The following is a 13508-nucleotide window of genomic DNA, read 5'->3' on the forward strand; positions in this document are numbered from 1 at the left end:
CTCGTCTCTTCGGGGGCCGGCCGGACGGCCGGGCGGAGGGTCACAGGAAGCCGTGGTGGGCCAGCTCGATGCTCTCGGTCGCCACCTCCGAGCGGGACGGGTCGAAGGAGGGTCCGGTCCAGCCCACCACCACCACGTCCCGCAGGGACCACTGGACGATGGTCTCCTTCAGGTTGGGCCGCAGCGCCGTGATCTGCGCGGTGCCGCGGTTGACCTGCTGCGGCAGCGAGGCGAGGAACCGCATCACCTTGGCCGAGTCGGCGGTCAGGGGCCGGGTGAGGGTGACGGCCGGGTAGGTGATCCTGGACGGGAGCTGCCAGACGAAGTCGTTGTTGCCCCCCTCCACCCGCCGCTCCACCTCGACCTCGACGCCGAGCCCCGTGCAGGTGTTGAACGGACCGAGGTCGATGCCGTCGATCTGCAGCCTGAAGTGGACGCTCGTGCCCGGATCCGTGGTGGACATGGTGCGGTCTCTCCGTCCTCTCGGGCGTTCCGGCCCCTGCGGCCGGTCCGTTCGTCCCGGTGCGGTGCTTCTCGGTGCCGGTGTGCCGACGGGCGCCGGCCGCGGGGGTCACCGGCCACCGTCCAGCAGCCGTCCGGCACGTTCCCGGCCGAGCCGCAGCTCGGCCCGGAACAGCCTGCCCAGCGGGCCGACGAGCCGGTGGGCCAGCGCGTCGATGTGCTGGGGGTCCAGGGCCCGCAGGACCGCGTCACCGTCCGGCGCCGCCGGGGCGCCGCCGTTCCCGTCCCGCCCCGCGGCCCCCGGGACGACGGCGGCGGTGTCCGGGGCCGCGTCGGCGTCCGGCGGGGCCCCGGGGGTGGACGGCCGGTCCGGCGACCCGGGCACGGCACGCTGGACGGCCGTCCGGGCCGTGCGCGGGGAACGGTTCGTGCCTGTCCGGGGAGCGCCGCCGGCCGCCGGGGAGGCAGAGGCAGTGGTGGGGGAGGCGGGCCGGACCGTGCCGGGGCCCGGCCCCGGCACGGCTCTCGCCGGGGGGCCGGTCAGAGTCCGCCGGGCCACGACGACCGTGGACGGCGGCGCACCACCGGAACCGGTCGCCGGTGCGACGGGCCCGCCCGGTGCCGGTGGTGCGGCGCCAGCCGGGCCAGCCGGGCCAGCCGGGCCCGGCGGACGGGCGTTCGGCGGGGACGGCGGGGTCGGTGGCCGGACCGTCGGCGGGTGGGGGACCGTGGCCGGTCCCGCCGTGCGAGGTGCCGCCGGGCCCGGGATCGGTGCGGTGCGGTGCGGGACGGACGGGGACGGGGCCGGCGCAGGACGGACCGGGACGGCGGGCGTACCGAGACGCTGCACGGTGGTGCCGGCCGGGGCGCTGCCGGCCGCGGGGGAGGGCGCTACCGCTGCCTGCGGCGGAGCGGCGGGTGTGCCGGGCCGCCCGGGGCCGGCCGGCTCCCGGCCGGTCGCCGCGGGGCCGTCGGCGGTGGCACGGCGGGGGGCGCGTGGGCCGGTGCGGCGCAGCGCCCGCCGCAGGATCCCCGGACCCCGGCCGCCCGGCGCGGTGCCGGGGGGAGCGGTGGACGGGCCGGTGTCCCCGGCTCCGGCCGGAACCGGAGCCGGGGACACCGGGAGGGCGCCGGGCGGCTCCGCCGCGGCGGTGTTCCGGCCGTCTCCGGAACGGCCGCCCCGCGCGGGCGGCCCCGGGACGTCGGTGTCCGGGCGTTCCGCACCGGGACGCTCCCGGCGCAGGGGGACCACCACCGGGGCGGCCCGCTGGACGGCGGGAGCCGGGCCCGGCGCGGTGTCCGCGCCCAGCACCGGCCGCACCGGCCGGTCGCCGAGGAGCCGGAGCACCCGTACGGGCGCTCCGGGCGACAGCACGCCGCCCGGTACCGGGTGCTTTCCGCCCCGTCCGTCGCCGCCCCGTCCGTCGCCGCTCTGTGCCGCCGGCCTCCCCGGCCGGTCTCCTTCGCTCCCGCCTCCGGCCGCGGTGCGCGGCCGGGGCAGTGGCAGCGCCTCGTCCGCGGCTCCCGGGGCCGGAGCGTCCGGGCCGGGGCCCGGGAGCCGGGTCCGCTGGGGTGTCCCGTGGCCGGTCCGCTGCCCGGGGCCCTCGGCGCCGATGGTCGGACGGACCCGTGCGGCGGGCTCCGCCGCGTCCGTTCCCGGTGCGTCCGGCCCCGCGACGGCGGGCCCGTCCGGTGCCGCCGGCGGGGGCGTGGCGGAGGAGGCGTCCCGGACGGGCCCCGTGCTCCGGGTGTCGCGGGGCGCTCGCTGGACGGCCGGGGGGCCGGACCGTCCGGTCCGGGCCGGTCCCTCCGGCTGCCCCGGAGGCGCGGGAGCCGGCGGCTCCGAGGCGGGAGAAGGAGGAGGGGGAGAGGGGGAGGAGGAGACGGAGTCGGTCCCGGCCGGACCCGGCCGGGGCGGGGAAGGCGGAGACGGTGGTGCCGGCCGACGGGAGCCCGGAGGCGTACCGGCACCGGGCGGTTCGGCCGTCTCCCGCGGTGCGGGGGCGCCGGGCGGTTCCGCACGCCTCCGGGCTCCCGTCGGCCGGGACGTGCCGGGCCGGGCCGCCGTCTCCCCGAGAGGCTCGCCCAGACCGGGGCGTACGGGCCCCTCCCGCCCCGGGGAGAGGGGGAGGGCCGGGGGCTCCGTCCGCTGTGGTGCGGCCGGCGCGGAGGGACGCCTGGCCACCGTCGGGCCGGGCACCGGGCCCGGAGCCGGGGCGGCACCGCCCGGCGTGCCGCCCGGTACTCCGCGCGGCGGCGCGGTCCGCCGGTCGGCCCGCCCGTCCGGCCGGGGCGCGGCGGAGGGCGGCAGCCCGGGCAGGGGAGCGCCGAGGCCCGTCCTGGACTCCGGCGCCGGGGACCCGGTGGTGGCCGGCCCGGACGGTTGTCCGGCGGGCCGGGGCGGACCGGTCTCCGCCGGGCCGGGAGCCGGGCGGGAACGGTCCGGTCCCCTCCGCGTGTTCTCCCCGGCGGGGGGCGTCGGTCCGCCCGCGGCACCGCGGCGGGGAGGCAGGGCCGCGAGCCGGCGGGCCGGCGGTGCCGCCGAGCGGGCCGTGGTCAGCGGGAGCCGGGACGGCCCGGCGGGCCCGGGGGCCGGGGCGCGGCTCACGGTGAACCGCGGAAGCCCGGAGCCGGAAGCCGCCGCCCGTCCGGCGGCGGGACTCCGGCCGGGTCCGGGCACCGGACCGGACGCCTGCCCGGCCTCCACCTCCGTCTCCGCCGTCCGCTGCCCGGCCTCCACCTCCGCCTCCGCCGTACCGCCCCGGCGGTGCGTCAGTTCCGTGTCCGCCGCACGCCGCACGGGCGTGCCGGCCGTCCGCCGGGCGACGGTGTGCACCAGCCCCGAGGGGGCCAGCGGATCGACGAGGTGTCCGAGTTCGGTCCGGAACACCGGTGACCGGTGGGCGGGGAGCCCGGCGCGGAAACCGAGCGGGTCGGACACCAGGGGCTGCTCCGCCGCGGTGCGCCGCGGTGGCGGTACGGCCCGCCACCCGCCGTCCGCCGGGGGCCGGGAAGGCACGTCGGCGGTCCCCGGCGCACCGGTGGTCTCCGGCGCACCCGCGGCGGGAGCCGGGCCGGCCGCCGGGCGCCGGGAGCGCCGGAGACCCAGACGGTGCCGCAGTGCCACGTTCCGTCACTCACCCCTCGTTGACACGTGTGTTGATCCGGGCGATCTCGCGGACCCAGCGGATCCGCTCGGCGTGGGTCAGATCGAGGATCTGCTCCCGCGGCCAGTGGAAGTGGTAGGCGATGTACGCGGCCTCCTCGTAGAGCCGGTCGGCCGCGTACGTCACGATTCCCCCAGGCGCCCACCCGCCAGATCGACCTCGAAGGAGGAGTCGCACTCCGGGCAGGTCACCGCGGCCCGGGTGTGGCCCTCGGCGTTGATCCGCCGGTAGAAGTCCTGGAGGAAGGCCAGGTCCGAGGCGAAGAACTTCTCCACCACGCCGCCGTGCACGTCGGTGACCGTCCCGATCCGGGTGATCACCAGACCGAGCAGCACCACCGACAGATAGGCCGGGTTCTCCTTCACCCGCAGGTCGGCCAGGGGCAGCAGCTCGTCGCGGGCGGTGGCCAGCCGCATCGCGCCGTGCCGGTGGACGGTGCCCGACTCGTCCACGTAGCCGCGCGGCAGCTCGAACTCGAACTCGGTTCTGATCGGTTCCGCGGCCGCCGCCCGCGGCGGGCCGGCCGGTCCGGTACGGAAGGGGTCGGAGTCGGTGCCGCCGGGAGGCGGGGGAGCGGCACCGGAGGCGCTGCGTCGCATCAGTTGAACTCGATGTCCTCGAAGACGACGGTGACCCGCTCGGTGGCCGGCTGGGCGTCACCGGCCTTCAGGCTGGGCCCCTCCCAGCGGTTGGCCCAGGCGTTCTTGAGGTTGATCGTCCGGTCCTGGCCGCCCTTGGCGTCGGTGAAGATGATGCTCAGCTGCTCGCGGGCCGCGCTGATGTCGCCCTGCTGGAAGGTCTTCTTGATCCACTCGGTGAAGGAACTGGCCTGGTCCATGCCCCGGGTGATGGTGACCTCGCCGCCCTTGCGGGCGCCGGGGAGCTTGCGGACCAGCAGCTGGCCCTGCTGGGTGATCTGGACGACGTCGATGCTGTCCAGCTCCATGGACAGTCCGCTGATCTCCTGGACGGTCTCCACCTGGACACCGCCGAGCTGGACCTTGAACGTGTGTGTGGCGAGTGTGTCGCCGGTCTCCTGTGCCATGTGCCGTTACCGCCTTTCCCCGCCGCCGACGGGAGTGCTGGGGAGATGAGGGAAGAGGGGAGGGTTCACTCGTTGACGAGGCTGGTGCTGTCGGAGAACTGGGCCAGCCGGAAGATCACGAACTCGGCGGGTTTCACGGGGCAGACCCCGATCTCGCAGATCACCTGGCCGGAGTCGATGGTCTGCGGGGTGTTGGTCTCGGAGTCGCACTTGACGTAGTACGCCTCGCCGGCGGTGGCGCCGAAGAGCGCCCCGCGGCGCCACTCCTCCATCAGGAAGGCGGAGATGTTGCGGCGGATGGTGCTCCACAGGTACTCGTCGTTGGGCTCGAAGACCACCCACTGGGTGCCCAGCAGGATGGACTCCTCCAGGTAGTTGAAGAGCCGCCGGACGTTGACGTACTTCCAGGCGGGGTCGGAGGACAGGGTGCGGGCGCCCCAGATCCGGATGCCGCGCCCGGGGAACGCCCGGATGCAGTTGACCCCGATCGGGTTGAGCAGGTCCTGCTCGCCCTTGGTGACGAGGGTCTGCAGCTCGACGGCGCCGCGCACCACCTCGTTGGCCGGGGCCTTGTGCACCCCGCGCTCGGTGTCGCTCCTGGACCACACGCCCAGTACGTGACCGCTCGGCGGCATGAAGCGGTTCTGGCCGGTCGCCGGGTCGAAGACCTTGATCCAGGGGTAGTAGAGCGCGGCGTACTTGGAGTCGTAGCCGGCCCCCTCCTGCCGCCACTGACGTACCTGGCGCGGCGTCATCTCGGGCAGCGGGTCGAGCACGGCCAGCCGGTCGCCCATCAGCTCGCAGTGGGAGATCATGGCGAGCTGGACGGTCTTGACGCCCTCCTCGTCGATCAGCCCCGACTGGTAGGCGGCCATCAGGTCGGGCACGGCCAGCATGGTGATCTCGTCGATCGCCTCCAGCCCGCCGAACCCGGTGCGCTCGTCGGCGTCCCCGATGTACTCCCGCGGCCCGACCTCGGCCGGCAGCGCCTCGCCGGTGCCGGGCTCCGGGGCGGCGGCGGGTACGGACACGCTCTGCTTGCGCGGCCGGGCCGCCGTGCCCGTACCGCCCTCGGTGACCACGATCAGGGCGGACTTCTCCCGCACCTGGCCGACCACGTAGTTCTTGGCGTTCTTCCTGGCCGAGACGTCGAACCGCTCGGCCTCCTTGCCGCCCTGCCGGACGACCAGGGCGAAGTGGTCGTCGGCGGCGTCCTCCGCGTCCGGGTCGGTCACCTCGACGGTGAGGTCGGTGCCCGAGCCCGGCCGGGCCGCGACCCGGAAGGAGCCCAGCGCCACCGGTTCCCCGGCGGCAAGCTCCTTGGTCCGGCCTCCGGACCCCCTGGTGCCGCCCGCGCCGCCACCCGCCTTGCCGTCCGTCCCGCCGTCCGCCCGGCCGCCGCGGTCGCCGACCCGGACGACGTAGGCGATGCCGCCGCCGTTGGCGAAGAAGCCGTAGACCGAGTGGGCCAGGTACGACCCGTCGACGAAGTCGCCGAACGTCTGGGTGAACTGGCTCCAGTTCGTCACCAGCGTCGGAGTGTGGAAGGGCCCCTTCTCGGCGAACCCCACGAAGGCGGCGACGGAGGTCCCGACCGACTCGATCGGGCGGGGTCCGCCCGGCGCCTCCTCCACGTAGACGCCGGGTGACAGATACGACGGCATTCCTGCTCCTCTTCGAGGGGGCAAACCGGTTCGCTCCGCAGCCTCGCCCACGCGCGGTCCCGGCGAGAACGGCCGACGGGGCACCTGAACGGCGCAGGGACGGATGCCCGAAGGGGCACGGAGGGCTCCGCACGCGATGGCGGCCCGGCCGGAGCGCCGTCAGCCCTCCTGCCGTCCCACCGGGTACGGGGCGAACTCGCCGGCCAGGACCAGCCGTCCGAGCTTGCGGTACTCGCGCTGCACGGCGGTCACCAGATCGGCCGTGCGCAGCGGCCGGCGGGTCTCCGCCGCCAGATAGGCGGCGGTCACCGCGCAGGCCCGGATCGATCCGCCGGCCAGCTCGAAGCGGGCGCAGAAGTCCAGGTCGAGGTCGTCGGCACGCGGCACGACGGGGCCCAGGCAGCGGTCCCACAGCGTCCGGCGCAGGGGGGCGTCGGGCAGCGGGAAGTCCACGACCACGTCCAGCCGCCGGGTGAAGGCCTCGTCGAGGTTGGCGCGCAGGTTGGTGGTGAGCACGGCGATGCCGTCGAAGGACTCCATCCGCTGGAGCAGGTAGGCGCTCTCCAGGTTGGCGTAGCGGTCCCGGGCGTCGGAGACCTCCGAGCGCTTGCCGAAGACGGCGTCCGCCTCGTCGAAGAGCAGTACCCCGTTGACCTCGGCCGCCTCGGTGAAGATGCGCTCGAGGTTCTTCTCCGTCTCACCGACGTACTTGTCCACCACCGAGGAGAGGTCCACCACGTACAGGTCGAGGCCGAGATCGGCCGCGACCACCTCGGCGGACATGGTCTTGCCGGTGCCCGAATCGCCGGCGAGGAGCGCCATCACCCCCCGGCCCCGCCCGCCGCCCGGACGCATCCGCCAGTCGCCCAGCACCCGGTCGCGGTGCCGGGCGCGCAGCGCCAGCTCGCCGAGCTGCACGGCGGTGTCCCGGGGCAGCACCAGGTCGTCCCAGCCGACGGACGGCTCCACCCGGCGCGCCAGCCGCTCCAGGCCGGCGGCGTTCTGCGCCCGCACACCGGAGAGCAGATGGCGCGCGGAGACCGGACCGCCGTCCTCGGCCAGGGCCTGCCGCCGGGCGGTGCGGGCGGCCCGGCGCACCTGTTCGGGACCGAGCAGGAAGGGGGCGAGTGCCGCGGCCGGTTCGGTGCCGGGGGCGAGCGCGGCGCCGTCCAGCGCGTCCCGCCACAGCGCCGCCCGCTCGGCGGCGGTGAGCGGGGGCGCCGTCAGCGGCAGCGGGCCGTCCTCGGCCCACAGCGGGTCCCAGCCGCACCGGCCGGTCAGCAGGACGGGCACGGGCAGGCCCGCCAGCGTGCGCAGCAGCCCCGCCGGCCCCGGGGGCCCGGCCCCGGATCCCGCACCCGCACCCGCACCGGCGAGGACGTCGACAGGGCCCGCCACCACCCCCGCCCCCCGCAGCCGGGCCTCCCGGGCCAGCGCGCGCAGCGCCGCCTCGGGGTCCGGCCCGGCGGCCAGCGCCGCGAGGTCCAGCCCCAGGGCGGGACGGCCGGCGGCGGCCAGGGCGGCGGCGGCCAGGCAGACCGCGGAGCCGCCGGCCCGTTCCCGCAGGTACACCAGCCGTACGCCGTCCCGCAGCGCGTCGCCCAGCCGGTCGGCCCGCGGCGAGGGCAGCGGGGTCGGCGGGGTGAGCAGTCCGCGCAGCCGGGGATCGGGTGTGTCGTCCCCCAGCAGATGCGCGGTCACCCGGTCGGGTACGCGCAGCGAACGGGAGAGGAAGGGCCGGTCCTCCTCCTCGACCAGCAGCAGTCCGCCGTCCACCAGCGGCGCGCCCGGGGCGAGCCGGGCCCGGGCCGCGGCGTGCAGCGGCCCGGCACCGGCCAGTTCCAGGGCGAGCCCGACGCCGGCGCGGCGCCGGGTGACATCGTCGTTGAGGTAGCCGTACAGCTTCTCGAAGCGGCCGTCGAGGTCCGGGAGCAGGGCGATCAGCAGCAGCTCGACGTCCAGAGGTGTCAGCGCGAAGCCGCGGGCCAGCGCGCGCAGGGGCAGCCGCGCTCCGGCGGCCTCGGCCTCGTCGGCGCGCGCCTCGGCCTCGTCGCGGGCCGCCCCGCCGGGACCGGGTCCGGCGGGGGCCGGGTCCGGCGGGGCCGAGGCGAGGATCCGGTCCACGGCCTCCTCCGACAGGTACAGCCCCCGCATGGGGTCGTCGGGCCGGGGATCGGCGCGGCGGCGTTCCCCGACGGCACGGTGGACCCGCCGCTCGGCCGCCCGCAGCCGGGCGGTGAGATGGAGCAGCCCCGCCGGGGGCCCGCCCCCCGTCTCCTGCGGTTCCGTCCCGGTCTCCGGCCGGTCCTCCGTGGCGGCCGTCACCGGGGCACCGGTCCGGGCGGCGGGCGGCGCGCGGCCTCGCCGCGCACCCGGCGCGTCCCGACCGGGACGGCCGGGGCGCCCGGCTCCTCCCGGTCGCCCTCGTAGCGGGGCCGCCGGACCTCCTCGCGCGCCGGCGTCTCCAGCGGGCCCCCGGAGGCGTCGACGGCGCGCACCAGCAGCGCGTCGGTCACCGGCGGGGCGGCCACCCGGCGGCCGGCGGACAGCGGGGCGGTGACGACCAGGTCCAGGGACGGCTTCAGCTCCCCGCCGAGCGCGCTCCACACATCGGCCAGCGCCCGCCCCTCACCGGGCGGCCGCGCGATGTCGCAGGGGACGGCGAGGCCGAGCGCCCGCAGGGAGCCCGACAGCCGGTCGGCGGGCAGCACCGGATGGGGCAGCAGCCCGGCGAGCAGCACCGACAGCAGCCGGTGCTCGTCCTGGGGCCGCTTGGTCCAGGCGGTGGCGAGGTAGGACAGCGCGAACCAGCGGGGCGGCGAGTGGATCGCGACCGTCGTCCCGTCAGCGTCGTACTCGGGCACCCGGCCCTGCTGCCGGTGGACGACGGACTCGCGGATGTCGTACAGGAAGAGGTTGACGGTGGGCGCGTTGCGCCGGGCCGCCCACTCCCTGGTGGGTGCCTCGAAGACGACCTCCACCCCGGTGCCGGCCAGGACGTCGGCGGTGAGCAGGGACTGCAGGGCGTCGTCCACCTCGTGGATCACACGGTGCCGCCTTCCGTCAGAAGTTCCGGCTGTCGAACAGCGGCGGGTCCGGTGTCCGGTCCACCACCAGGAACTCCGCCGTCGCCGGGGCCAGGGCGGCCGGGCCGGTGGGGCGGGCGTCGGTGGCGGTGACGGTGCGGGGGCCGCGCGCGTCGTTGGGCAGGATCAGCAGCTGCGCGGTGAAGGTGCCGTCGGCCCCCGGGACCGCCGGCCGGGAGGCGGGGGTGATGCCGGGCTCCCAGGTGAGCCGCACCGGCACGCCGGGCGGGAAGTCCCTGCCGCGCACACTGGTGACGAAACCGGGGGGCCCGACCTCGGGCACCACCTCGATGCGCGGCCGCAGCACCCGTACGGTCTCCACCGCGCGGTTGTTGCCCGCTTCGGCGTCGGGCCCGGTGCTGGTGAGCCGGGCGGTCAGGCGCAGGGCCCCGGCGGAGGTGGGGGCGAGGACCACCCGGAGCACCTGTGAGGTCCCGGGCGCCAGGTCACCGACCCGGCACAGCAGCCGCGCGTCGCACTGTGCGGGCCGTCGGGAGACGGGGACGCCGGAGGGCAGCGTCAGCCGCACCCGCACTCCGGCCGCCGGACGCGCGCCGCCGTTGGACACCCGGTAGGTGGCCGTGACCAGGCCGCCGACGTACGCCGGATCGGGGGTGACCGTGAGCCGTACCGCCGGGTCGGCGGACGGGGCGAGCCTGGGCGGACCGGGCGGGAGGAGGGTGGGCGGAGCGGGCGGGGGAGGGGCGGAGGGGCTGCCGGGCGTCGGACCGGGGCTCGGGGGTGCGCTCGGTGACGGAGGAACGCTCGGGGAGGGGGAGGGGGAGGGTGACGGGCTCGGCGGGGGCGAGGTGGGCGGTGCCGGCTCGGTGACCACCACCTGGGTGTCCCCGCGGTTGTCGGGCTCGTAGGGGTCGGGCAGGGTGCCGCCGACCGTCCAGGTGACCGGGAAGGTGCCCGGGGTGTTGCCCGTGAAGGTCAGCTCGACGCGCACCACCTGACCGGACGGCAGGGTGCCCAGGTCGCAGTGGAGGTCCTCGGTGCAGCTGCCGGTGCCGGGCACGGTGCCGGCCGGCCGCAGCTCCTCGGGGACGCCGATCGTCAGCACGGTACCGGGCGAGGGCGCCGGCCCCCGGTTGACGACGGTAACGACGAGGCTCCCGGTCTCGCCCTCGGTCACCGGTTCGGGCGGTACGGCCAGCTCGGTGCCCAGGTCGGAGGTGGGCTGCCAGGTGGGCGCGACCTGCTGCCCGTCCTCGCCCGCGGCGCCGCGGAAGCGCGCGCCCGTGACGCGCCGCGCCTCGCCGGTGACCGGGTCCACCAGCGCGATGTACCGGCGGACGGTCTCGGGGTCGTGGGGGGTGGCGGTCGCCTCCTCCATGCCGCTCGCGGCGATCCGGGTGCCGTCCGGCGACCAGGCGGGATCGCCGCAGCCGTCGCCGTAGCTCTCACTCACCCGGCAGACGCCCTGCGGATCGGGGAGGGGCTGCGGGCCGGTGCCGTCCGCGCCGACCAGGCCGAGCCGCCCGGCGGGGGAGTACGCCAGGGTGGCGCCGTCGGGGGAGTACGCCGGGTGGCTCTCCCGGGTCCGCGCGCCCAGCGGATCGTCCACCGCGGTGAGGTCCCGCTGCCCGCCGCCGTCGGCCGCCGCGGCCGTCCACAGGTGGGAGATGTCCTCCTGCCCCTCCCCGGTGGGCACCTGCCGGGCGAATGCCAGGGTGGCGCCGTCGGGGGACCAGGCGGGCTCGGTCTCGGACTGCTCCTCGGTGGAGGGGACCACGTAGAGCTGCCGTCCGGTGGCCACCTCGAGCACCGCGATCTCGGTGTCGATGCGGCAGGGGATGCAGGACCGGGTGACGGCGATCCGGGTGCCGTCCGGCGACCAGGCGGGGAAGCCGGTGCTGGCCGTCGCCGGGGTGGCCTCGTCGGGCAGCGGCCGGGGGTCGCTGCCGTCGGCACCCGCGAGCCACACCCGGCTGCGCCGCGTGTCGTTCTCGTAGTCCACCCGGGTGAAGGCGATCATGCGGCCGTCCGGCGAGTACTGCTGGCTCACGTCCGCGGGGCTGTAGCCGTAGGCCCGGTCCTGGTTGAGGTCGCGCAGCGGCACCCGGAGGTCCCGCGGGTCCGAGCCGTCGGGGAGCACGTCCATCAGGTTCATGGTCGCGGCGGTCGCGGCCGTGGTACGGCTGACCAGCAGCCCCTGCCCGCCCGGCGGGTACCAGGTGGGGCCGGCGACCAGCCGGTCCTCCGCCAGCCGCAGCAGTGGCGTCCCGGCGCTGCCGTCCGCGCCGACCTCCACGGTGTAGACCCGGTCCGGCGCGCCGGCGCCGGTGGGACCGCCCGGCAGGGAGTTGCTGACGAACGCCACGGAGGTGCCGTCCGGGGACCAGCTGCCCTGGCGGGAGTCCTGGCCGGGCAGGATCTCCACACCGGTGGTGCCGAGTGTTCCGGAGGCGGGGATCACCTTGAGCCGGGCGGGCTCGTCACCCGCACCCTGGGAGTAGCGGCAGGTGACGAGGATGCGGTCGTGCGCCGCGACCGGGTCCCAGGACGGCTGGAGGTTGCCGAGATCCTCGGTCCGGGCCGCCTCCTCGTCCACGGCGTCGTCGGTGAGCTGGTCGATGGCGCCGCCGGCGGCGGGGACGCGGTAGATCTGCCAGTCGCCGCCGGTGCCCCGCTTCCCGCTGAACGCCAGCGATTCGCCGTCCGGGGACCAGGTGGGCCAGACGTTGTCGCCCCTGCCGTCGGTCACCCGCCGCGGGTCGCTCCCGTCGGCGTCCACCACCCAGATGTCGTGGCCGCCGTCCGGGCGGTCCGCCGTCGCCGCGTACGCCACCCGGGAGCCGTCGGGAGACGGCACCGGATGCCGTACGCCCTCGGCGGAGTCGGTGAGCCGGACGACCGGGCCGTCGCCCCTCCTGAGGTACACCTGCGGGCGCGCCGAGTCGCGCAGGCTGGTCCACACGAGGGTGTCGCCCCTGGCCGAGACCTCGTCGTCGTGGTGCTGCGGCCCGTCCGGGAAGAGAGGGCCGCTCCGCCCGGTGTCGCCCGGGTCCACCGTGCCGATGCTGCGGTGCTGGGTCCCGCCGTAGGCGATCCGGCCCGGGGCCGTGGTGCCGTCCGGGCCGGCCTGGGCGGGCGCGGCGGGCAGCTGCACGAGCACGCCGCCCGTGACGAGGAGCAGTAACGCCAGGACGGCGGTGCACAGCCTGCCGCCCGGTCCGCGGTCGAGAGGACGCACCAGCTGGTATCCCATCAGGGGGACGGGGGGCACCCGCCTGCGGTCGGATCGTTCGGGTCGTCGGATTCCCGGGACTTCCGGATCGCCGCCCATCCTCGGTGTCCCCCGTCCGGCGCGCAGTGGCCGCCTGGACGGGGGATGGGGAAGAGCGCGCTGCCCGATGGGGCAGGCCGGTCAGATCAGTCCCTCGCGGATGGCGTACGCCACGGCGTGCGAGCGGTTGCGCAGCTGGAGCCGGTTGGTGACGTCGTACAGGACGTTCTTGACGGTGCGCTCGGAGTAGGCCAGGTGCTCGGCGATCTCCCGGGTGCCGAATCCCTCCGCGACCAGCCTGAGCACCTCGATCTCCCGGGGCTGCAGACCGGAGAAGGCCAGCCCGCGCGGGTCCAGGGTCCGGCGCTGGAGCCGGCCCATCTGCTCCAGCAGCCGGCCCAGCAGGTCGGGCGGCATGCTGCCCCCGCCCCGCGCGGCCGAGACGATCGCCCTGACGAGATTGGCCGGAGTGGCCTCGTTGCGCCGCTCCAGGGCGACCACCCCGCACTCGACGGCCGTGGTCAGCCCCGTGTCGTCCACCCGTGAGACCACCAGGACGAGCTGGGCCGGGGTGGTGCGGCGCAGCCGGCGCAGCAGCGCGGCCGTCGGATCGTCGACGGTGTCGGCCACGACCAGCAGGACCTCCGCGCGGTCCTGCTCCTCCGGAGGCAGGATCCGCAGCTCGGGGCAGGTGCGTAACTGGCTGAGCAGACCCGAACGTGAGATCGGGTCGTCGGTGTGGATGCAGACGGCGACGCGTTCCACGGAACTCCTCGGGGAAGACGGGTGCACGGGAGGGCACGGGAAGGTGTGGAAGAGCGCGGTACGGCCGGGCCCGGGTACGGCGTTCGG

At 76.7% G+C, this 13508-nt stretch carries 10 protein-coding genes; all 10 read right to left on the minus strand.

Annotation, left to right across the window (positions count from 1 at the left end; all coding sequences use genetic code 11):
- Positions 1-40: 40 nt before the first annotated feature.
- A complete protein-coding gene (locus CUT44_RS01535) occupies positions 41-463 on the minus strand; it encodes a phage tail protein (RefSeq protein WP_100200255.1) in 423 nt (140 codons plus the stop codon).
- A gap of 108 nt (positions 464-571) precedes the next feature.
- Positions 572-847, minus strand: a complete 276-nt coding sequence (locus tag CUT44_RS32645) for a hypothetical protein (protein WP_146252155.1) — start codon at positions 845-847, stop codon at positions 572-574.
- Positions 848-3599: 2752 nt separating this feature from the next.
- A complete protein-coding gene (locus CUT44_RS33380; protein WP_199185550.1) occupies positions 3600-3755 on the minus strand; it encodes a DUF6760 family protein in 156 nt (51 codons plus the stop codon).
- The gene (locus tag CUT44_RS01545) at positions 3752-4228 is read right to left on the minus strand and encodes a hypothetical protein (protein WP_199185551.1); all 477 of its coding nucleotides are present in this window, start codon (positions 4226-4228) and stop codon (positions 3752-3754) included. Before CUT44_RS01545 ends, CUT44_RS33380 begins: the two co-directional genes overlap by 4 nt.
- On the minus strand, positions 4228-4674 hold the full coding sequence (locus CUT44_RS01550; protein WP_100200257.1) for a phage tail protein: 447 nt from the start codon (positions 4672-4674) through the stop codon (positions 4228-4230). Before CUT44_RS01550 ends, CUT44_RS01545 begins: the two co-directional genes overlap by 1 nt.
- 65 nt (positions 4675-4739) lie before the next feature.
- The gene (locus tag CUT44_RS01555) at positions 4740-6338 is read right to left on the minus strand and encodes a phage tail sheath family protein (RefSeq protein ID WP_100200258.1); all 1599 of its coding nucleotides are present in this window, start codon (positions 6336-6338) and stop codon (positions 4740-4742) included.
- A gap of 159 nt (positions 6339-6497) precedes the next feature.
- Positions 6498-8663, minus strand: coding sequence for an ATP-binding protein (locus tag CUT44_RS01560; RefSeq protein WP_408646696.1), 2166 nt, complete (start codon positions 8661-8663; stop codon positions 6498-6500).
- Complete coding sequence (locus CUT44_RS01565; RefSeq protein ID WP_100200259.1) at positions 8660-9385, minus strand: DUF4255 domain-containing protein; 726 nt, start codon at positions 9383-9385, stop codon at positions 8660-8662. Before CUT44_RS01565 ends, CUT44_RS01560 begins: the two co-directional genes overlap by 4 nt.
- 16 nt (positions 9386-9401) lie before the next feature.
- Positions 9402-12638, minus strand: a complete 3237-nt coding sequence (locus tag CUT44_RS01570) for a DUF11 domain-containing protein (RefSeq protein ID WP_158239552.1) — start codon at positions 12636-12638, stop codon at positions 9402-9404.
- Positions 12639-12797: 159 nt separating this feature from the next.
- Entirely contained in the window at positions 12798-13421 is a 624-nt protein-coding gene (locus tag CUT44_RS01575) for a helix-turn-helix transcriptional regulator (protein WP_100200261.1), read from the minus strand.
- Between the last annotated feature and the right edge of the window lie 87 nt (positions 13422-13508).

Source organism: Streptomyces carminius (genome assembly GCF_002794255.1).
GTDB lineage: Bacteria > Actinomycetota > Actinomycetes > Streptomycetales > Streptomycetaceae > Streptomyces > Streptomyces carminius.